This is a genomic window from Synechococcus sp. PCC 7335, assembly GCF_000155595.1.
Taxonomy (GTDB): domain Bacteria; phylum Cyanobacteriota; class Cyanobacteriia; order Phormidesmidales; family Phormidesmidaceae; genus Phormidesmis.
On the sequence record NZ_DS989904.1, the window covers coordinates 1,026,802 to 1,048,772 of the forward strand.

At 49.8% G+C, this 21,971-nt stretch carries 18 protein-coding genes; 3 read left to right on the top strand and 15 right to left on the bottom strand.

Features of this window, described 5'->3' with window-relative positions:
• Nucleotides 1–59 precede the first annotated feature (59 nt).
• From S7335_RS04610 to S7335_RS04620, 3 genes are all read right to left on the bottom strand, one after another.
• Nucleotides 60–938 (bottom strand): alpha/beta fold hydrolase, encoded by an 879-nt coding sequence (locus tag S7335_RS04610; RefSeq protein ID WP_006454914.1) that lies wholly within the window; start codon nucleotides 936–938, stop codon nucleotides 60–62.
• 245 nt (nucleotides 939–1,183) lie between these two features.
• Nucleotides 1,184–1,627 carry a Fur family transcriptional regulator gene (locus S7335_RS04615; protein WP_038015617.1) on the bottom strand — a complete coding sequence of 148 codons (444 nt, stop codon included), beginning with the start codon at nucleotides 1,625–1,627 and terminating at the stop codon, nucleotides 1,184–1,186.
• A 680-nt stretch (nucleotides 1,628–2,307) separates the two neighbouring features.
• Nucleotides 2,308–2,763 (bottom strand): Fur family transcriptional regulator, encoded by a 456-nt coding sequence (locus S7335_RS04620; RefSeq protein ID WP_006454999.1) that lies wholly within the window; start codon nucleotides 2,761–2,763, stop codon nucleotides 2,308–2,310.
• Nucleotides 2,764–3,560: 797 nt separating this feature from the next.
• Between S7335_RS04620 and S7335_RS27685 the strand changes: the two genes are divergently transcribed.
• From S7335_RS27685 to S7335_RS04630, 3 genes are all read left to right on the top strand, one after another.
• Nucleotides 3,561–3,818 carry a hypothetical protein gene (locus tag S7335_RS27685; protein ID WP_157620092.1) on the top strand — a complete coding sequence of 86 codons (258 nt, stop codon included), beginning with the start codon at nucleotides 3,561–3,563 and terminating at the stop codon, nucleotides 3,816–3,818.
• A gap of 202 nt (nucleotides 3,819–4,020) precedes the next feature.
• Nucleotides 4,021–5,733 (top strand): iron ABC transporter permease, encoded by a 1,713-nt coding sequence (locus tag S7335_RS04625; RefSeq protein ID WP_006453987.1) that lies wholly within the window; start codon nucleotides 4,021–4,023, stop codon nucleotides 5,731–5,733.
• Between the two features lie 54 nt (nucleotides 5,734–5,787).
• A complete protein-coding gene (locus S7335_RS04630) occupies nucleotides 5,788–6,795 on the top strand; it encodes a homogentisate phytyltransferase (RefSeq protein ID WP_006454849.1) in 1,008 nt (335 codons plus the stop codon).
• A gap of 150 nt (nucleotides 6,796–6,945) precedes the next feature.
• Here the strand turns inward: S7335_RS04630 and S7335_RS04635 are convergent, their stop codons facing one another.
• From S7335_RS04635 to S7335_RS04685, 12 genes are all read right to left on the bottom strand, one after another.
• Nucleotides 6,946–7,941: a transaldolase gene (locus S7335_RS04635; RefSeq protein WP_038015619.1), complete on the bottom strand. Its 996-nt coding sequence runs from the start codon at nucleotides 7,939–7,941 to the stop codon at nucleotides 6,946–6,948.
• Between the two features lie 154 nt (nucleotides 7,942–8,095).
• A complete protein-coding gene (nblS, locus tag S7335_RS04640) occupies nucleotides 8,096–10,114 on the bottom strand; it encodes a two-component system sensor histidine kinase NblS (protein ID WP_006455653.1) in 2,019 nt (672 codons plus the stop codon).
• A 113-nt stretch (nucleotides 10,115–10,227) separates the two neighbouring features.
• Nucleotides 10,228–11,535, bottom strand: a complete 1,308-nt coding sequence (purD, locus tag S7335_RS04645) for a phosphoribosylamine--glycine ligase (protein ID WP_038015622.1) — start codon at nucleotides 11,533–11,535, stop codon at nucleotides 10,228–10,230.
• Between the two features lie 152 nt (nucleotides 11,536–11,687).
• A complete protein-coding gene (locus S7335_RS27690; protein WP_006457557.1) occupies nucleotides 11,688–11,840 on the bottom strand; it encodes a hypothetical protein in 153 nt (50 codons plus the stop codon).
• Nucleotides 11,841–12,002: 162 nt separating this feature from the next.
• The gene (gene glmS / locus S7335_RS04650) at nucleotides 12,003–13,904 is read right to left on the bottom strand and encodes a glutamine--fructose-6-phosphate transaminase (isomerizing) (RefSeq protein ID WP_006455377.1); all 1,902 of its coding nucleotides are present in this window, start codon (nucleotides 13,902–13,904) and stop codon (nucleotides 12,003–12,005) included.
• A 206-nt stretch (nucleotides 13,905–14,110) separates the two neighbouring features.
• Nucleotides 14,111–15,337 (bottom strand): methanobactin export MATE transporter MbnM, encoded by a 1,227-nt coding sequence (locus tag S7335_RS04655; protein WP_006455115.1) that lies wholly within the window; start codon nucleotides 15,335–15,337, stop codon nucleotides 14,111–14,113.
• Between the two features lie 54 nt (nucleotides 15,338–15,391).
• Nucleotides 15,392–16,324: an MbnP family copper-binding protein gene (locus S7335_RS04660; RefSeq protein WP_038017073.1), complete on the bottom strand. Its 933-nt coding sequence runs from the start codon at nucleotides 16,322–16,324 to the stop codon at nucleotides 15,392–15,394.
• A gap of 353 nt (nucleotides 16,325–16,677) precedes the next feature.
• On the bottom strand, nucleotides 16,678–17,346 hold the full coding sequence (locus S7335_RS04665; protein WP_006453840.1) for an ABC transporter ATP-binding protein: 669 nt from the start codon (nucleotides 17,344–17,346) through the stop codon (nucleotides 16,678–16,680).
• Entirely contained in the window at nucleotides 17,333–18,262 is a 930-nt protein-coding gene (locus S7335_RS04670; RefSeq protein ID WP_006455150.1) for an ABC transporter ATP-binding protein, read from the bottom strand. The genes S7335_RS04665 and S7335_RS04670 overlap by 14 nt, the downstream gene beginning before the upstream one ends.
• Before the next feature lie 24 nt (nucleotides 18,263–18,286).
• On the bottom strand, nucleotides 18,287–19,153 hold the full coding sequence (locus tag S7335_RS04675; RefSeq protein ID WP_006453420.1) for an ABC transporter permease: 867 nt from the start codon (nucleotides 19,151–19,153) through the stop codon (nucleotides 18,287–18,289).
• On the bottom strand, nucleotides 19,150–20,181 hold the full coding sequence (locus S7335_RS04680) for an ABC transporter permease (protein WP_227499947.1): 1,032 nt from the start codon (nucleotides 20,179–20,181) through the stop codon (nucleotides 19,150–19,152). Before S7335_RS04680 ends, S7335_RS04675 begins: the two co-directional genes overlap by 4 nt.
• On the bottom strand, nucleotides 20,166–21,821 hold the full coding sequence (locus S7335_RS04685; RefSeq protein ID WP_227499948.1) for an ABC transporter substrate-binding protein: 1,656 nt from the start codon (nucleotides 21,819–21,821) through the stop codon (nucleotides 20,166–20,168). Before S7335_RS04685 ends, S7335_RS04680 begins: the two co-directional genes overlap by 16 nt.
• Nucleotides 21,822–21,971 lie beyond the last annotated feature (150 nt).

Genomic DNA, 21,971 nt, shown 5'->3' on the forward strand with positions numbered 1-21,971 from the left:
ACCTAGACATCATTTACGACGTTTGTTTTATTTGTCAGCGATCTTGTTTACTAGCAATCTTACTTGCTAGTAGATGAGCGACAGGTGATAGAACAACTTTCTGCGGCTATGTCTGTTGAGCTCTTTTCTGGGTGCGAGCTTAATTGTTTCTGCGAACGACTAGGTTGAAAGGTGAACTGATCAGCCGGTTGTGTAGGAAGCTGGGCCCAATAGTTGTTAATGGTTCTAGCGACGCTTTGATAGTGGTAAAAGTGGAAGAAGTATCGGCCCTTAGGACAGTGCCAGAGGAGATCGCCCGACTTTAGCCACTTTTGCCAGGGTCTATCTTGACTATGAACTGTGATCCTATCGTCAGCACCATTGCAGATCAGCAAGGGTACTTCTACCCCGCCTGATTCAACGTGCATGCTATTCGTCAAAGAATGTAGGGTTAAGTTACTATCTAGGTCTTTGGCTAGCAGATGAATTAGCGCCATCGTGAACCTAGGAGCCTGCTCGCCAAACAACAGTCGAACCAGCTGACCTAAAATGACTTCGCGGCTACAGGGAATTAGTCGCCTGAGTGCATAATAATGTGCTTGCCAATTAACAACAGGCAAAGATCCTACTGAAAGTAGGGTTAGCGAAGCGACATGTTGCGGATACTGGCGAGCATAGAGTAGTCCAATCGCGCCGCTGACTCCGTGACCGATGATGTGAACTTTGGGCGCAGGCTGACCGTCTGATTGGAGTGGGCGCGATCGCAAATACTCGTGTAGCGCTTCGACAACAGCCGCAGCCGAACAAGGTTCGTCAATCGTTTGGTAATACTGCCAGCGTCGAACGTTTCTACCCTTACACAATCGACTTAGCAGCCGCTGGTCGAAACACTTTAGATATGGGCTTACAGACAGCCATAGCGCCTCCGTTTTCTGGTGCGTAGATTTCTTCGAAGACATGATACTAGCTCCTTGTTGAGATTCATACTCAATAGACAATTACAAGGAGTATACCTTAATAATTCATTATTAGAAAAAATTCTCATTAGCTTAAAAGTATGTCTGCTATTGGAAGCTTTTCTGGTCTTAGTATCAACCAAGTAGATAGGATTCTTGCTAGTAGCGATCACTATGTTCTGTTTGCACTAAGTCTCTGCTATTAAGAGCGACTATCATTAGTTTTCATTTTTTACATTGGATAGCGCTTAATGCTGCGATGTACAGTTCGCACAGATTCCGTATAGCGTTAGCTGACAGTCCAGCACGTGATACCCTGCTGACTTTGCTGTTCTTTCACCTATCTGCGACACCGAGTTCTCAGCAAATTCAAGCGTCTGGTTGCAATACACACAAACGATGTGGTGATGGTCTCGCAAAGGCCGATTGAGTTCGTAGTGTTTATGTCCTTCTGCTAATTCTAGCTCGCGTAGCAATCCCATATAAACCATCAAATGTAGTGTGCGATAGACCGTAGACAGACTGATGCGCTCTCCATCTGCTTCCAAAAGGGCATGGAGATCCTCTGCACTGAGATGCTCCCCTTGGGTCAGTTCCATGAATATGCGCAAAACCTTTTTTCTTTGGGGCGTTGAACGGTATCCCCTCGCGTTGAGTTCTTCCTTTAAGGCTGTATCTGATAAAAAGGGCATAACCAGTCCGCCTAAACTAGTAATCATTCTTATTTAGGATGCGGCAATAGGTCAAGTCATCGATAATGATTTAGACTATGAAATCACTATATTTTAGTAATAAGGGTGCTACTCCCTCGCATAAATGCTGCTCTTTTAATCGCTAAATAGCCCCAGAACGAGGATATTCAGCTGTCTCAATCGAATTCTATACAAGAGAGCTTAGTAAATGCGTGGCAATTTCGAGGAAGACTAGAGAACAGACCTAGTTGAGAAAAATAGTAAATAAGTTCAAGCACAGATCAAAACTGCTATCACTAGCAGCCGATAGCAGCTCGATCACTTCTTGACCACTTATGCAAGATAGGCTGCCTTGGGACAAAAGCTAAGTGCAAATTGCTACAGCATTTGTCTGGTTAGTCAGGACAGTCACATTGACTGCAATCGGGGTGAAGCAACAGCTATTCTTTCCCTACAGCCATTGAAGAGCGATATATAGCAATACATAAAGTGATTCGCACCACCTGTAGGAGCAGGCCTTGTTTCAGCATGCACCCTAGACTGCAAAAGACCCTGCTAAAGAGGGTGGGTCTCTCGCAGGGCCGCTTTAATATTGGTCTTCCTATTTGGCTGGGTGGGTAGATGCGCCTAGCTAAGTATCTTTAAGTTGTGATAGCGAAAATTGGTGATAGTGAAAATCACTACATTGGCAAGATTGAGCGCTGGCAGGTAGGGCAGACCGCATGGATAGAGAGTTGACAGTCCAAAAGCTGATAGCCAGATTTCTCTGCCGTTTTCGCGCCTACTTTCAAAACAGAGTCATTCCTAAATTCAATCGTCTTATTGCAGCGCACACAAATCAAATGATGATGATGATGAGGCGCAGGTCGATTGATTTCATAGCGCTTTTGATCTTCAGCTAGCTCTAGCTCTCGCAAAATGCCCATGCGAGCCATTAGCTTGAGGTTGCGGTAAATGGTCGAAAGGCCAATTGGTTCGCCCTCTTCTTTGAGCAGGTCACACAAATTTTCGGCACTGAGATGCCGACCTTCTGGCAAATTCTGAAACGTTTTGAGAATAGTTTCTCGCTGAGGGGTCATACGCCAGCCACGTTCGTGCAGCTCAGCTTTTAGGGCGGTTGGTGTATATGCGACCATGACCTAGGCCCTCCTTAGAGAGAATCAATAACGTCTAACTAATGAGAATAATAGCGAATCGGCGACGCATTTGCAACAATAGCGGCTTATTGAGAAACATACCTAAATAGCATCCTTGTCGGTCGCCTTTGTATAGGAATAAAACGACCGTATTCACTGAAATTAGAGTATTTCTCCCTCAGTGATACCAATAGCTTAAGGGATCAAGTATTTGTTTAAATTTGTTAATACTGATGTTATTGAACTATCTGATAAGAACTAACAAGAAATAGTTTCAACTAGTTAATCTAAAAGTACCTGTATATGGTTTTGGTTCGTACGGCTGTAGTACGACTTTCTCCCACATCTTTGAGACCTTCGTAGTAGTCATCACCTGGATGTTTTCTCAACGCTATCCTGGATGTTTTCCCAACGCTATTGAATATTTCCGCCGTTAGTATCACCTGCTTTAAGAGGGATTGCGGCTAGCTGACAACTAGTTCGAGCCCAGCGATAGCAAGCTGACACTAGCTTTTCTATGATGCGTTGTTCTAGCTAAGATCGCCCTATTGATTTATTGAGAGGGCTAGCGTAGGATTGACGAGACCAGTTCTCAACTATCTAGCTGTGTAGTAAGTAGTTTTTCCATGCTCTCCATACAGTTAACGGTGAGCAAACACCTGCTAAATGTGACTAGACGCTTGTCTACCGATAAGACGGAGCAAAGTTAAGGGCTCAGCATGGTCAAAACAAGCGCAGACCGGTAGCGATTGCTTAGGTAGTAGGTACGCAATGAATGACCCAAGGTTCGATACCTCGTGTTGGCACCATTGGCTGCTAATTTTTGCTATGTGAGTGTAGCTAGCTATGGGCTACGGCTCTCATGGCGATGGCATAGAGAGAAAAGACAAAAGCGGCTGCAACAGCGAATGGCTTACCGCGTGAGAGCAGAAGTTCTAGCAGCTAGAAATCGAGATCGTCAGGAGACATCTCTCTTGGCACAGGGCAAAACGCACTCTAAATGGATGAGGCGATCGCCTGCTAGCTCCCCCAATCGACGCGAGACTAATTCGTAGATACTGAGCTTTTTGCGAAGAGCCGCTTAGGATCAGCATCCTAGACAGGGTCATTCAGACGGGACTGTTAGGGATATTCAGTGGGCAAGAGGTGCGGCTCATACCTTTACTCTAGGTTCTAGAGAATAGATCTTGGCGCTCTTCGCTCAGACCCTTTGGATAGCTGTGACCTAGACTATTAACAGCTGTCTTTCTTTAGAGCATGTCTCGTTTACGCTTGTCTTCGTCTATTTTTTCTAAGATCAACCTGCGCCACAAGCTTCGACTTAGACAGGGGGCGAATGATCTACCCGTGGGGTGGGCGATCGCCGCTTGGACCACTGCTACTTTAGTTTTCTTACCGATACTGGTTGTTCTTGGCAGCGTCTTTGCAGATACGGGCGATATTTGGGCCCATCTGATAGAAACGGTTTTAACAACATACATTACGAATTCTTTAATCCTGATGGCAGGTGTCGCAATAGGCGTGTTGACAGTCGGGGTTGGAACTGCCTGGCTGGTCACGATGTGTCAGTTTAGAGGCGGTCGAATTTTCGAGTGGGCGCTGCTATTACCACTTGCAGCACCCGCCTATCTGCTGGCCTATACCTACACCGACTGGCTGGAATACTATGGCCCTGTTCAAACGGGAGTACGAACACTTTTTGGCTGGCAGGCGGCTGGTGACTATTGGTTTCCAAACGTGCGGTCTATCGGCGGGGCGATCGCAATGTTTACCCTCACGCTCTACCCTTACGTTTACATGCTGGCTCGCGTTGCTTTTCTAGATCAATCAGTTTGTACGCTTGAAGCTAGTCGCTCGCTAGGATGTGGTCCTTGGCGGAGCTTTCGGAAGGTGGCTATCCCGTTAGCTCGTCCTGCCATTATGGCCGGACTTTCGCTGGCGCTAATGGAAACACTCAACGACTTTGGGACGGTGCAGTATTTTAGTGTCCCTACATTTACGACCGGTATCTACCGCACCTGGTTTGGCATGGGGGAGCGAGTCGCTGCCGCTCAGCTGTCGGCGGCACTGATGCTGTTTGTGCTAGTGCTGATTTTGTTAGAGCAATGGTCTAGAAGGCAAGCAAAATACTATCGGGCTAGCAATAGTCTGCAGACACCAACCGTTTATGAGTTGACAGGTGTGCGCGAAGTGCTAGCGTTCCTAGCTTGTCTACTACCCGTTGGACTAGGGCTGCTGTTACCCGGTGGACTATTGGTGCTGATGGTGTATAAAAATTGGGAAGGGGCACTGGGTAGTCGATTTGGTGAGCTGTCAGTTAATAGCCTGCTCTTATCAGGTCTTACGGCTGTAATCGCCTTGATGCTCTCCTTGGTGCTTGCCTATGGTCAACGATTGAGTGGTAGTGGTCCTATCCGTCTGGGTGTAAGGCTTTCAGCGATGGGCTATGGCATTCCAGGAGCGGTGATTGCCGTAGGTATTCTGATTCCGGTGACGAGTTTGGATAGGGCGATCGCCGCTTGGGCAAAATCCGCTTTCAATGTCTCACCTGGTTTATTGATCAGCGGGACTATCACGGCCCTGGTTTTTGCCTACCTGGTCCGGTTTTTAGCCGTTGCGCTCGGCTCAGTTGAATCTGGACTAGACAAAATTCGACCCAACCTGGACAATGCTGCTCGTAGCTTAGGCTACTCACCAACCAAAACGCTGATCAAAGTTCATACACCGCTGATGACTAGCAGCTTGTTGACCGCTGTCATACTTGTCTTTGTAGATGTGATGAAAGAGTTGCCTGCGACGCTGGTCATGCGACCTTTCAACTTTGATACGTTGGCAGTGCGAGTATATCAATATGCCTCTGATGAGCGATTAAGAGAAGCAGCCGCGCCAGCGCTAACTATACTCATCGTCGGACTACTACCAGTAATCATACTTAGCTGGCAGATTAGCCAGAGCCGACGCCTTCGCTAGTAAGGCTAGCAAACTAAGGTTAGCAAACCCGATACTCATACGCTTTTTTTGAACATGGCTAAACCTTCTGTGTCTGCCCCGCCAACAGATCCCAAGCAGCCGCTTCATCCCCTGAAGAATCCAGTGGCATGGCTACAGGCTTTCTGGCAGTTTTCACGACCCCATACTATTGTTGGCACTAGTCTTAGCACCTTATCTCTGTTTCTCATTGCACTTACCTCTGCTTCTATCACAATCCCAGAGGTCTCCGTACCCACAGTCTCAGTGATTACTAGCTGGTTGGTTGCCTGGATTGCTTGCCTGTGCGGAAATGTCTATATTGTTGGACTCAATCAAGTAGAAGATATTGCCATCGATCGGATTAACAAGCCTCATCTACCAATCGCATCGGGGGAGTTTACCAAACGTCACGCCCAAAAGATAGTGGGTTTAACCGGGGCAATTGCGATCGCCTTAGCGCTCATCTCTCAGAATATCTATCTAATGCTGACAGTGGGCCTTAGCCTAGTAATCGGAACGTTCTATTCCCTACCTCCTCTCCGGCTCAAGCGCTTTCCCTTTTGGGCTTCATTTTGCATTTTGGTAGTGCGAGGTGCCATTGTGAACTTAGGGCTATATCTCTACTTTGCAACGCAGCTAGGATTAGGGACAACACTACCTGCTCGGATATGGGCACTTACTTTATTTGTCTTGGTGTTTAGCTTTGTGATTGCTATCTTCAAAGACATTCCTGATCTAGAAGGCGATCGCCAGTTCAATATCTCTACCTACACCTTGCAGTTAGGCCAGAAAAAAGTCTTTAATCTCGCTCGCTGGGTACTCACCGCTTGCTACGGTAGCTTGATCATAGCTGCGCCCTTTCTCCCTGGCATCAATGCGCTATTCTTAGCCATTGCCCACAGCATTGGCATTCTCTCTTTCTGGTGGCTCAGCCGCCGAGTAGATCTCGACCCAGCACCGGTCAGAAAAGATATCTCTTATCCAGCCTTCTACCAGTTCATCTGGAAGCTTTTTTTCGTAGAATACCTAATCTTTCCCCTGGCCTGTTGGCTAGCTCTCTAAGCAACATCAATCTTCAACGGTGATATAGCCTATGAAGGTAAACAGATTAAACAAAAGCTCCTCTAGAGAGACAGAAGCATACTTCTAGTCATCTCTAAAGGATTAGTTGAGATCTCAAAGTTCAAGGCTGGGCAATGTCAGTAACAGGCGCTATACAGTAGCAGGCTGTCCCATCTGAGCAAGCCTATCAACTAATAGCTGCTCTAGCTCCTCGAGTGCCTTACTAAAGCCCTCAATTCCCTCAGCTAGCTTGTCATTTGCCATCCGATCAGCCTTGTGCATTTCGTCAAAAGTTGCCTTATCGATTGACTTCTTCTCGATATCTAAGTCTTTAGCATCTTCGGGGGAGAGCTTACGAGGCAAGTCACCTTCTGTCTCAGAAAGCGGCTTCAATAGCTTAGGAGAGATTGTTAGCAGATCGCAGCCTGCTAGCTCTTTGATCTCGTCTATGTTGCGAAAGCTCGCGCCCATAATTTCAGTTTTATAGCCAAACTTTTTGTAGTAGTTATAGACCTCAGTAACCGACTGAACGCCAGGATCTTCGGCGGGCGGGTAGCTATCGCGGCCAGTATCTTGCTTATACCAGTCGAGAATGCGACCCACGAAAGGAGAAATCAAGGTGACTTTGGCTTCGGCGCAGGCGATCGCCTGATGAAGACCAAATAATAGGGTCAAGTTGCAGTGAATGCCTTCTTTCTCGAGAATCTCGGCAGCTTTGATACCTTCCCAGGTAGAGGCAATCTTGATCAGGATGCGATCGCGGCTGATGCCTGCTGCTTCGTATTCACCGATCAGCTCACGCGCCGTTGCTAGGGTACCCTCAGTATCGTACGACAAGCGCGCATCAACTTCTGTAGAGACTCTTCCAGGAATGATTTCGAGGATTCGCTTACCAAAGGCGACCGCTAAATGCTTGAATGCTTCTTTAGCGACTGCTTGATCTGAAGCATCATCACCAAGCGCTTGCTTTGCCTGCTCTAGTGTCTCATCTACAATACTCTGATACTGAGGTAGCTTGGCAGCAGCCGTAATCAGTGAAGGATTTGTTGTCGCATCTTGCGGGGTAAATTGTTCAATAGCACCGATGTCTCCGGTATCAGCAACCACAGTAGTTACTTCTTTTAACTGAGCTAGTAAACTCACGATATCAAGCCTCCTTTAGTTGGCAGTAATCTGCCTCAATTGTAGACAGCCACTCTGGGAATAAACGTCTTCATTTAGACATCAAACCTAGAGAATATCTATAAAACTCAGAAGGCTCAGCAAATGCTAATACGAACTTAATCCTTAGTATCAAGCATCATCCCCTAACTCTCGCCTCAGACGTTTTTTTCTTTGCTGGTGCGTGGTCTAGTTCATCCGATGTGTTCTCATTTTCTAGAGGTTGACTACTAGCATGTTGGCTATCGACTAGATGTGCCTGGCTATCTGAGCGCTCGTCTACTAGATCGTAAACTGGTAAATCAAACCAGAACGTTGTCCCCACACCTACTTCACCCACCAAGTTAATTTGGCTATTGTGCTTATCCATAATGTTTTTTACGATGGATAAGCCTAGTCCGGTGCCTTCGAGCGTATGTACTCTATTTTCTACCCGGAAAAATCGCTCAAAGATAGCCGCTTGGTCTTCATCATCAATCCCAATACCCGTATCGCCAATCTCGATGCGCACACTTTGCAACAGGTTCGGCTGAGCGCTCGGGGCATGATAAGCCCGAATCACGACTTTGCCACCAGCAGGCGTAAACTTCAAGGCATTCCCGACGAGATTACCAAAGACCTGAAGCAGCAAATCATAGTTCCCTAAGACGGCAGGAAGGGCAGATTCGATATCGCTTGCTAGTTCAATCTGCTTGTCTTTAGCATTGAGCTGATAGGTTCGCAGTACCTGGTCGATCGGCTGATGGACCTCAACGGCTGAGAATTCGTAGCGACGATTCGATTCTAAACGCGATAGATCAAGTACATCGTTGACTAGACGAGTTAGGCGATCGGTCTCGTTGTTAGCAGTTGCTAAAAATTCTCGGCGCTCCTGTTCACTCAAGTCTTCACCGTATTCGTGCAGCGTTTCGATGAATGACTTGATGTTAAACAGTGGGGTACGCAGTTCGTGAGAGACGTTACTAATAAATTGGCTTTTAGCCTCGTTGAGCGCGACTTCTCGGGTGATGTCTTGAAGCGTAATAGCCATCCCCTTGACATTAGCTCGCGACTGGTCAAGCACAGTGTTTAACAAAACACGAATCGTACGGTTGCCATCTAGAAGAATACGAAATTCACTGCCTTCATGCGCTTCACTAATTAGCGCCTGGGCTAGAGCAGGTGCAAGCTGAGCGCGAACTTCGGGCTGAAGTCCGTCTAAAATACTGCCGCTAGGTGGACTAGCCGCTTCCCAGCCAAGCAGCCGACGGGCAGCAACGTTTGCCAAAATCAAATTGGTCTTAGCATCTAGCAAGATTGCTCCATCAGCAATGGTAGAAACTAAGCTTTCTAACTTTGCTTTTTCTGCGGTGAGTTCTTCGATATTTTGCTCTTCGTAGCGCTCTAGACGCTCAGCCATATCATTGAAGCTATAGATCAGCTCACCCAGTTCGCCCCCTAGGGGCAAATCAATCCGCTGTTTGAAGTTGCCGGCGGCGATGTTTTTCACCCCTGTTAATAGCTCTTTGATCGGTTGTGTGATTGTCAGGGCGTTGATGACCGCACCTAGAATGACCATTACCCAGATAGAAACAAAGACAGCAACAGTCACATCGCGCGTTAGATGAGAAGAGGCAACCACCGTTGGGTTAGGGGTAATACCCATCGCCAACATCCCTTTATAGTCTCCTTCGACAACTAGAGGAACAAAGACATCAGTCACAACGCCAGCCGGGGTCATATGCTGGCGTACTAGAGGAGAGTCGCTGCTAGCGTAGTTGTCTGGCAGCTTCATTCGTCTCCTAAGCGTTAGTGAGTTTTGAACAGCAGGTTCGGAGTAGGGAATGCCAAAGAAGATTTCGCCCGCTTGGTCGGCATAGAGCATGTAGCGGACATTGGAAGTGTTTTCGTAGAAGGTATAGGAGAAGCGGGCAAGTTCGGCGCGATCGCTAGTCTCGATCAACGGAGCAGCATTAGCAGCAAGCAGTATGCCTAGGTCACGGCCGAAACGGGTATCGTTGAGCTGAGTATCCTGCTGAATAGTGTTGACAGCCCAAAAGGTAAGACCACTCATAATCAAAGAGACTAAGAGTGTCGCTCCGGCCATTAGGCGCGTTTGCAAAGTGAAGTCGCTCCACCATGTGGCGAGTAGTGCTTTGATTTTGGTAAGCAGTTGCATGACGACTTCTCTAGCGAATTCTCTGGCTGGGGCTCTAGCTGGACCTTTGGCGATAAAGATGAACGTCTATGAAGGTCGGTGTCTTTTTGTTAATACCATTCTAAACGCTGGTGCTATTCCACGCTTGCAGACTTGGTATCACTCTTTTGCAACGCGTTGATGCGGTGGCCGATGTCGCGCCGATAGTAGCTACCAGGAAAGTCAATTTTGTTGATAGCGCTGTAGGCTATATCGAGAGCAGATTGGAAGTTTGGCGCGATCGCACTTATCCCCAATACCCGGCCTCCTGTGCTCTTGATAGTCCCTTCGCTGATCTGAGTGCCTGCGTGGAACACTACAGTGTCTTCCGACTCAGCATCATTAAGGGCAATAGAGAGTCCTTTTTTGTACACACCCGGATAGCCTTCCGCTGCCATCACGACGCAGGCCGAGGCCGCTTCTCGCCACCTGAATGGAGGTAGATCTTGCAAACGCTGTTCACAGCAGGCCAGTACAATCTCGTCTAACGGCGTTTCTAGCAAAGGTAAAACTGCTTGCGTTTCTGGGTCGCCAAAGCGGCAGTTGAATTCAATCACCTTCGGATCGCCTGCAGGTGTGATGATCAACCCAGCATACAAGACGCCGCGATAGTCGATGCCTTTGGATTGAAGCGCGCTCAATGTGGGTTCTAATATCTCTTTTTGCACACGGTTCAATAGCTCAGGCGGCATCAGCGGCGTTGGAGCATAAGCGCCCATGCCGCCGGTGTTAGGGCCAGTATCTCCTTCGCCGATTTGCTTATGATCTTGCGCAGGCAGCAGCGGCCGAATCGTTTGGCCATCGGTCACCGCTAGCACCGATACTTCTTGCCCTTCGAGAAATTCTTCAATGACGACGCGCTCCCCAGCGGCGCCAAATCGTCCGCTAAAAGCGGATTCTATAGCAGCAATCGCTTCCTCAACTGCCATTGCTACAGTCACGCCTTTGCCGGCAGCAAGGCCATCCGCTTTAGCTACAATCGGTGCGCCCTGCTTTTGGACGTAGGCGATCGCGTCTTCTGCATCAGTAAACACTGCGGCAGCGGCGGTCGGTATGTTGGCCTTGGCCATTAGATCTTTAGCCCAAGCTTTGCTCGCCTCAATCTGGGCGCCATCTCGATTAGGCCCGAATACTTTTATACCTTTGCTTCTTAGCGCATCAGCTAGCCCTTCTGCCAATGGCTGCTCTGGGCCGATGACCACAAAAGCCACATCGTTAACTAGCGCACACTGTGCAATACCATCTGCTTCGTTGAGCGCCATCGAAATATTTCGACAGCCAGAAAGTAGCGCCGTACCGCCATTGCCAGGGATGCAAACAATTTCTTTTATATTAGGCGATCGCAATAGCGCCCAAGCCAAGGCGTGTTCGCGACCACCACTTCCCACTACAATCGCTTTCATAAGCCAGCATAACCCCGTCGATTCAGCGCTCCAGACAGACTACATCTTCTTGCCTAGATCACCAAAGCCTCCTTGAGCTATTTAGTCAAGAAGGCTAATGAGTTTTCTATCAACATTCGAATTGAAAAGCCGCTCTAGCGGTTTTTAGTTGGCTAGTTTTTATCGCGCGCATCACGATTGTACTGAACCAGTTCGTGGATATTAGAGGCGCTAGATCGCTGCTGAAGGCCAAAAGCAGGTAGCGTCGGCGCTAAAGCGATTGCCCCTATCAGTGCGAGGCTAGCAGAAAGTGTGAGATATTTCATGGAAGGCTCCTATTTAATCAAACAAATGTATCTTTCGATACATAAATATGATAGCGATTATGCATTATCGCCTTGCTGAGCCTTCAGAAAGAAGATGTTGAGAACTTACTGAGAAAGCGCTGTGCCTTTTCTCATACAGGCAGAGGTTAAGAATCGAAGCTTCTACTCTACGGTGACCGACTTTGCTAAATTGCGAGGCTGATCAACATCTAGGCCGCGCCTCGCCGCGATGTGATAGGACAGCAGCTGAACAGGTACGACTGTCAAGATGGGTGAAAGTAACTCGTCAACGTCGGGCACCGGCAGCAGCGCATCAAATGTCTCCTCTGCCTCTGGATCATTCATAGGTACGACGCCGATCAGCCTAGCATCTCGGGCCTTTGCTTCTTGAGCATTAGAGAGTACCTTTTCATAGACAGGGCCTTTGGTTGCGATCGCGACGACTGGCACCTTTTCGTCTAATAGTGCGATCGGGCCGTGCTTCATCTCGCCGGCTGGGTAGCCCTCCGCATGAATATAGCTAATCTCCTTTAGCTTCAAAGCACCTTCCAAGGCAATCGGATAATTGATGCCTCGACCTACAAAGATAAAATCCTGCGTATTAGAAAAGTCGTGAGAAAGCTCTTCTACATAGCGCTCTTGGCTTTCTAACACCTGTTCTAACTGGGCTGGAAGCTGACGCATTCCTTCGATAATTTCGGCCATTCGCTCTGAAGAAATCGCCTGCCTACGCTCTGCCAGATCAAGTGCCAAAAAGTAAAAGGCCATTAGCTGCGCCACAAATGTCTTCGTGGCTGCTACCCCAATCTCAATACCCGCCATCGTACCGAGTACGTGTGGAATCAGCCGGCCCAAAGAACTATCTACTCGGTTGGTAATGCCTAGCATCCGTGGCGCATAGTCATTGTCGCCTCGCGCTGCTCGCCGGGCCTGCTCCATCTCTAGAGCTGCTAGGGTATCTGCTGTTTCACCCGACTGAGTCACCCCGATCGTCAGCGTGTTCTTCATCAACGGCGCCGGCGCATAGCGAAACTCAGACGCATACTGCACGAACGTGGGAATGCCTGCAACCTGCTCTAATAGATACTTACCGACTAAAGCCGCATGCCAGCTCGTTCCACAGGCCAAGATCTGAATATGCTGTAAGTCATTTAGTAGCGTATCTGGTAACCCTAGCCTGACTGGAGACTGATCGCTTTGCACATCCCAATTCGTATCCAGATAAGTCTCTAGGCAGGTGCGCACCACGCCCGGCTGCTCATAGATCTCTTTGAGCATAAAGTGCTTGAACCCCTGCTTTTCGACCATGATTGGGTTCCAGTTCAGCGTTCGAGGGTACTTCTTCAAACGGTGACCAGAGAACTCATAGACTTCTACGCCCATTGGCGTTAGACGAGCTAGCTCACCGTTTTCTAAGGTGAGGACTGCCTGGGTGTGGGGCATGATTGCGGGTGTATCAGACGCACAGAAAAATTCGCCTTGACCAAAACCAATCACGAGCGGCGCTTGCTGGCGCACGACTATCAGCTCATCAGGGAAATCGGCTGAGACGATAGCTAGCGCAAACGCGCCCTTGAGTCGATTTACCGCCTGACGAGAGGCCTCTAGAAGCTGAGAGTGGTCTGTTAACACTGCCTCTTTTTGAGGCTGATTCAGATACTCAGTAATCAGATGGGGAATCACTTCCGTATCGGTATCAGAGCGAAACTGATAGCCCTTTTCCTTAAGCTCTTCCCGAAGTTCTCTATAATTCTCTACAATGCCGTTCTGCACAACTGCTAGGCGTTCGGCTTCGTCAGTATGCGGATGAGCGTTGTGCTCTTCTGGTTTGCCGTGCGTAGCCCAGCGAGTATGGCCAATGCCTAGCCTAGCGGGATCCTCTAGCCCATCTAGCTTGATTTGTAGGTTGACTAGCTTACCTTTTGCTCTGGTGCGCTGAAGCTGCCCTTCAGAGATGGTAGCTACACCCGCAGAGTCATAACCTCTATACTCCAGCGTTTTTAGGCCTTCAATTAAGATATTGCTGGCGGCACGCGTACCAATGTATCCAACAATTCCGCACATACAATAAGACTCCTAGAGAAGATGAGATTGAGATGACGAGGTTGGTTGACCCACAAAGGCTACCCTATATAAAGGCATTTTGGCATTGGCGGGTAAACCTTAGGCAATATGGCTAGAATAGTTAATGCATCGGCCTAATCTACGCGCATACCGCCCCCTTTCTGGCTGATTACTTCTAGATCACCACCTAGATCAACACTTCCTGCTCATTGGGCTTCATTCCTGACGCTTGGATCAGCGAAGGCGGGATTTGTTACAAATGTTTCGTCGGTTAGGCTCTCTAGGAAGGCGATCAAATCTTGCTTTTCTGACGCTGTGATCGAGAAGCCTTTGATAAAGGAGCTTTTGAGTGGATTCTCGCTACCAACACCTGCAAACGGGCCTTCTGAGATAGTTCGTCCGCCAGCGGCGTAGTGATCAATGACTTCGGATAGCGAGCTAATACTACCGTCGTGCATATAGGGCGCTGTCAACGCGATATTGCGTAGGGTTGGAGCCCGGAAGCGACCCATATCATGAGGATCGAGTGTGACTTCTGCAACGCCAGTATTGCCGGGAGGATAGGCACCGTTTCCATCTAGGTTGTAAAGGCCCGTATTGTGAAAAGCAACCTCAGTAAATCCAGATCGCTCATGGCGCGCGGAGTCGCTAAAATTCAAGCCGCCATGACAATGAAAGCACTCCATTCGTTCGCTAGTAAAGAGCGCTTCGCCCCGTTTGGCTGAGTCTGAGATAGCGGTGCGATCCCCCCCATAGCGATATCGATCATACGGTGAGTTAAACGAGACCAAGGTCCGCTCAAAAGCAGCGATCGCCTGCGTAATATTTCGAACGCTAACCGGATCTGCTTCTACAAACGCGGTCTTAAACTGTGCCCTATATTCAGGATCTTCTCGCAGCATCGATAGCAGCTCAAGCTCTTTGCCCGCCATGCCCAGCTCAATCGGATCTTCTCCGAACAAAGGAATCAGCATCTGCTGTTCTAGATGCTGCATTAGCGGATTAGCCCAAGTTTGCACCGAATTGTAGGCAACATTCGTCAAACTCATAGAGTTCAGATGATGCAGCTGCCCCGTCGCACCCGGAGAGGTCTTCTCCCCATCGGTAAACGCCAGCGCCTGCACATGGCAGGTCGCGCAGGAAAAATCACCCGTTGCTGACAAACGCGGCTCGTAGAACAGGTGCCGGCCCAGCTCAACTTTGGCCACGCTCATAGGATTATCGCTGGGCACTACAGGCTTGGGTACCCAGTTAGGCAAGTCCCACTGAAAATCACTTCTGGCAACAGCAGGCTCTGCGCCCATAGCGTGATCTAGACCAACCGATAGGCTAAATACCAACAGAGCTGTAAACAGCCAGCTTAGCCAGCGATGCGATCGCCTTTTGGATTGTCTCGTGTTGGGTTGTCCTATAACAGGTTGAGGTGGGTGCAATTATCTTATCGATTCTACAAGTGCTAGATTCCCCAGCTGAGCTGGCAAACTCGACTATTGAACGCTAAAAACAGTTTGCTCAGTGGTAGGGCGATCACCAAAAGGCAGTCCTAGATTCTGCATAACGCCGCTACAGTCGCTGTCCTCTGGGCTCGACATACAGCCGATCGCCGTGCCTTCTTGATTCTCTGATAGATTCGTCTCGGCTAACAAGGCCGACAGATCGGTGACAACAACATTCTGAAGCGGATCAAAGTCTGTTAGTACAATCTCTGGGCGATTAGGAACGCTACAGCTCACAGGTGGCTGCGCAGAATCCATCTGACAGCCAACGCTGCCTAAGTGGAGTGCGAAAGCCTGCGAAAAGTCTGATTCGTCAGCAGAGCTAGTGTCCGTAGAGCCAGTAGCTGTAGAGCCAGTAGCTATAGAGCCAGTAGCCGTGTGCTTACTAGCAGCAGCATCTGCCACGTTCTCAAACTCTATTCGTGCAAACTTGTAGCCAAAGTTCCAGTTCCACCACATCGAAGTCAGATTCAGTGGCGAGGGCGCTAGGGTCGAGTCGATATGGTTCAGCGCGAAGGGGACCCCTAGCGTAAACTTTAGCCCGGTATATTCACCCGGCGGCACTGCGCCTACGACCTGGGCCCGTGTCTGAGAAGTGCCGTTGATACAGCCACCCGTTTTATCTTCAAAGTCAATCAAAGCAACATTTTGATGCTGCCACAGACCATCTTGTTCTAGTACCAAAGGAACAGCATCGCCCTCGGCGTTGACCAGCACAACTTCTGATACATAAAACCGAAAATCTAAGGGGGTTACTAGGCTATCGGCCGATCCTAGTCGATAAGTATCACCACAGGCAAAAGGCTCATCGCCTACCGTGCCCTCAAACTGAATCGTCACCATTTGGCTATCAGTTGAATCTGCACTGGCTGGATCTGCACTGGCTTTGGCAGCAAGCTGACTACAAAAGAGAACTACAGGCAAGGCGAAGAATGTAGCAGCTGATTTCCAAAAAGATTGTTTGGCTAAACCTCTAAGAACCATGAGCGGGGCATAAGCTATGGGGCAGTTCCCTACCATACGTATAAGCACTAAGCGGAAGCAAACGACAGCAAGTCAAGCTAGCTTTCATAGTGCTGATGATGAGTAAGATAGTCTCAATAACCTTCGGCAGCAATCCGCTGAATGTATACGAGAAGTGAATTTACATCCATTTCAAAACAAGGGATAGCTGAGACTAACAATCATAGAGATAGAGTTTGACGTTTGGCCAGGCGACTTCATGGCCTTTGTAACCCTTAGCGTTGCTTCCTTCAAACGAAATCATCCTGGCCAACTCAGTTTCTAGAGGAATGAAGGGTAAGGCCTAGTTGTTCACTCAATAGCAAATCTTTGGGAGCGGTTGAGCAACTTCTTAAATCCAAAATGCGATCGCAAATTCTCTTTAGCAAAGGCTGATCGTGACTAATCACGATTAGTCCTACCTGCTGCTGCCGTGCAAACGTGAGCACACCTTGCCAAATCAGTGCTTGGGTGTTGGCATCAAGCATGGCGGTCATCTCATCTGCGATCAGATATCGCGTAGCCGGGTTGAGAACACGCGCGATCGCCACCCGCTGCAGTTCGCCGCCGCTGAGTTCGTGAGGATAGCGGCTGAGCCAGCCGGGATAAATGCCAAAGGCTTCGAGCCAGTGAGGATTAGGAGGATGACTTTCTTCTAAAATTTGGCGGATGCGCCAGCGCGGATTGATAGCTAGCTCAGGATTTTGGAAAACAAGCTGCACTGGGCAATAGCTTTTTTTAGGTAGCGAGCGCCCATCTACGCTTACCGTGCCTCGACTGGGTCGCAAGTAGCCCGCTAGCAGCTTGCCGAGCGTGGTTTTACCATAGCCAGAGGGGGCCATCAGCCCTAAGATTTCACCCGGTGCGACCGCTAGGCTACGCGCTTCCACTACCCAAGGTGACTGTTTCCCATAGCGAAACCACAGATTGTTACCCTTCAGCATGAACGCACCTCACCCAGCCATGATTCAACTTCCTGAGCGGCGGTCTTGCCACCAGACACTGGTCGCTCACCCACGAGCAGCGATCGCCAAACAGACACCCCGACGGTAACTGCTCAGGACTCGGCTGGTTGCCCGGAACCGGCACAAAGTCGTTTTGCGGCAGCGATCGCCACAGCGCCTGGGTGTAAGGATGGCGTAAGTTCCCACTCGAAAAGTCTTGTACAGCGGCAATCTCGACCGTTGTCCCTGCATAAAACACGGCAACCCGATCGGCAATTTGCAAAGCGGCTCCAATGTCATGCGTAATTAAAATAACGCCTCGTCCTTCTAAGGCCAGCGCTTTTAGATGATTGAGCGTTTCTACAACAATATCGGGATGAAGTCCGGGCGTCGGTTCATCGGCAATCACTAGCTGGGCCTGTGTCACTACTGCTGTAGAGACAAGTACCCGTCTGGCCATGCCGCCGGAGAGCTGAAAGGGATAGCGATCGCGTACGCTTACGGGCAAATCGTAGCGGGCAAAGGTCTTGTTTACGCTCGCGTAGGCTTCTGTTTTGGTACGGCCCCCTAGCTGGGCTACCCGCTGAACCTGCGACCCTACTGTCATCAGCGGATCCAAAAAGCCTATGGATTGAGGGATTAAGGCAATCGTTTTACCGCGCAGTGCCTGGCAGCGCGCTGGCGTGAGCGTTTCCCCTTGAAATTGCATGGTGCCGCTAATCGCAGCATTCTCGGGCAAAATGCCTAATAGCGCATGAGCCAAGAGACTTTTTCCCGAGCCGCTCGCGCCGACGACCGCTACGACCTCGCCAGGGTTCACATCCAAATCTAAATCGGTGATGACAGAGAGCTGTTTGCGGCGTAACCCCTGGTCGTATTGTGTGAAGGTCACCCCTAAGTTAGAGATAGATAGCATTGTTGTTCTGGGATTATTCTTAGGCTATTCCTGGCTAGTTTTCGGATCGAGGAGCGATCGCACATTCTCACCTAGCCAGTCAAAGGCTTTCACCGACAGCAGCAGCAACGCTCCGGGCATCACGCCCAACCACCAATAGCCAGTAGAAAGATGACGCATCGACTCGGCTAAAATAATCCCGATCGCTGGGAGATGAGGCGACAAACCAATACCAATAAAAGACAACGCCGCCTCGTGCAAAATAGCATGCGGAAACAACAGAATCAGACCGACTAATAGCTGCGGTACTACGTGCGGCACCATGTGATGACGGGCAATCCAGAGCGATCGCTTACCCAACTGGCGAGATAGCTGCACATAGTCAGCGCTGCTCACCTGTAGCACTTCAGCTCGAATCACCCGCGCCAAACTGGTCCAATGGGTCAGAGCAACCGCGATAATCACGCCCCGAGTGCCCCCACCTACGGCAAAGGCAATTAGAATCAACAGCACAAGATGAGGCAGGCTAAAGAAAACATCGATAATCCAGATGATCACCGCATCCACCCAGCCACCGACCGTCCCGGCGACCAAGCCCAAGCCCGTACCAATCAGGGCACTGACGCTCGCGGCAAGTAGCCCTACCCGCAGGCTAAGCGAAAGGCCATGGAGCGATCGCCTCAACATATCTCGCCCCAGCCAGTCGGTGCCAAAAGGATGGCCCCAAGTAGGCGGCTGGTTGCGCTGCGTGAGCACAGTCGAGAGTCCTGAATCGCCTAGAATCCAAGGACTGACGATAATCCCCAACAGGAAAATGCTGCCCAAAACAATGGCCGCTAATGTCTTTTGTCGGCGGTTGTTTTGTTGTTTTAATAGAGGTATCGTCTGCGGTGTCGATGCCGTGAGCCTCATGCCGAACGATCTCCCAAGCGAATGCGCGGATCAATCATTGGATAGGCCAAATCAGCCAGCGTATTGCCGGTATACACAAACAGCGCGCTGAAAAACACAATTCCCACCAGCAGAGGAATGTCGCTGCGTAGCGCCGCCTGCACCGTGGCTTCTCCCAGTCCTGGATAGGCAAACACTTGCTCTACGAGTACCGAACCACCGAACAACTCACTTAAGGAGGCAAACTGTAGCGTGATTGCCGGTAGAAGAATGTTGCGAAATCCGTGGTAGCGCACAATGTTCCATAGGCTTTCGCCCTGCGCACGGGCAAACAACACATAGTCGCTATGGAGCACATCAATTAGCTTTTGACGAGTGTGCAAGGTAATATTGGCAATGCCGATAATACTAAGGGCCGCTGCGGGTAATAACAAGTGATGGATCCGCTGCCAAAGCGTCACCTCTTGAGAGAGCACACCGGGCGGTGCGGCGCAGCAAATCGGCGCTACTTTAAACGATACGGCAAAGACAATCAGCAGCAACAAGGCTACCCAAAACGTCGGCGCAGAAGCCAGCGTGTAGGCGTAGAGTCGAATAAGCCGATCGGTCCAGCGCCCTCGGAGCGTCCCGGCAACAATGCCCAAAGCTAAGCCGAGCAAACCAGATAGCAACCATGCGATCGCCAGCATTTGCAAAGAAGCCTGAAACCGCGAAGCAATCACAGCACTCACCGGCTGATTGAATACCAGCGAAGTCCCCAAGTTACCCTGCAAAAGCTGACCTAACCAATCTAAAAAACGACTCCACATCGGCTGATCTAGCCCCCACCGCTCAGCGATCAGCGCCTGCTGGTCGGCGCTAATTTGCATCATGTCCGCGCCAATGTAAGCCCGCACCGGATCAATCGGTGAAAAGCTTAGCAGCACGAAGGTAAACACAGCCACCGCTAGCAGCAACAGTCCGAGTCGCAACAGCTTTTGAACGACAAACAACAACAAGTCTTTGATTTGGCTCTCTCCCAATTGCATTTCTTCTAGTCGCACGTCCACTGCCAGTCAGCAATATTGGCGGTAATTGGCCAACCATGACCGTGGGGTTCTACCTGCGACTCGCCAACGTCCAAACACTCATCTACAAAATAGGTGTGATCGAGATTTACCAGCCAAGCCCAAGCGGCGTCTCCTTTGGTCGTGACGCCCTCATCGCCATCCCACTGAGCGGCTTTCCAATAGGTAATGGCCTCTGCTTCTGAAGGGGCACCCATCGCCAGATCTAGCCTGCTGTCTATCGCTGCATTTGCATAGTAGCCCGTGTTGTAATAGTCGCCTTGCGCTGACTGTGAGTGGTACAGGTTGTACATTTCAGTTTGGTCATGACTGCCCCAGCCAAATACCACCACATTGCTGTGCATCAGAGGCTCGATATCATCCCAGCTTTTCCCTTCTACGTTGACTCGAATACCAATAGGTTCAAGCATTTCAGCAGTTGCCAGGGCTAGCGCCTGCCGAATGCTGTCGTCTGCCTTGTATAAGACGGTAAACTCAGCGTCTAAGCCATCCTTTTCAACAATGCCGTCCCCATCGCTGTCGGCCCAGCCTGCCTCAGCTAAAATCTCTTTGGCCCGCTCCGGCTGAGCATCTTCGATATTAGCCTCAGGCTCTTCCCAAGCCAGCCCGCTGACTGGACCATAGGCCGGTGAGCCATAGCCTTCTAAAATACCTTCTACTAAAGCCTGCCGATCAACCGCATAGTTAACCGCCTGCCGAATGGCCAAATCAGCTGTAACATCATTACCAATCGGGTCGCCGTCCGGCGTGGTACCGCTGCCAGCAGGCTGGTAGGGAAACATCAGCCCTCGGTTATCAACACTGACCACATCCCGCAGCGTCATTCCCTCAACATCTTGTACCGCCAGTGATTGAGGCACCGCTGCCACCTGCGCCTGACCTGCTTTCGCCGCTGCAAACGCCCCATCTTCTTCAACAAACAAAAACACCAGCCGCTCAATTCCAGGAGCCTGCCCATAATACTCAGGGTTGGCTTCTACGATTAGCTGCTGACCTTCATCCCACTGCACCATTTTGTAGGGACCGGAGCCGATAGGATTGCGGGCGTAGTCATCATCGTGGGCGTGTTCTGGCACAATCCCGAGCGTAATTAAGCGGTTAACAAAGGTGCTTTGCGGCTGCTTTAGCTTTAGTTCCACTGTCGTTTCATCAACTGCGGTGGCCTGCTCTAGCTGAGTCACATCGGTGAGGCCACCGCTTTCAGCAGCTTTGTTGAAAGTGTAGGCAACATCCGTCGCCGTCAGTGGTTCACCATCTGAAAAAACAGCATCTTCTCTGATGGTGACCGTCCAGGTTAAGCCATCTTCACTGACGCTATAGTCAGTAGCCAAATCGTTAACAATCTCTAAATTCTCATCGCGCTTTAGCAGTGTGCTTTGAAACAGCGGTGCGCCGTAGCGGCCCCAGCCCAGAGTCGGATCGTAGCCTTCTTCACTCTCACCACCAATGGCTAGCACAATCTGCTCAGCAGAGCCGGACTGAGGGGGAGCGCTCTCAGCCATGTTGTCTGAGCTGCTGTTGGTTGTGGTCTCAGTCGAGGTCGGGGAGCAGCTGGCGATCGCCAATCCAGCCACCAAAACGCTGAACATCCTGATCAGGCGATCCCGTTTGATTATCTGCATATCAAATAGATTGGAACTTATGTGTCCATTGCGCTAGGTCACAAGCAACACTATCGTCTTCTACAGATTGCAACAATCCGGGGGGAGGGGATATAAAATCAACGAGTTCAAACTGCTAGAACGGAGTGAGACTAGTGCTCATCAACTAAT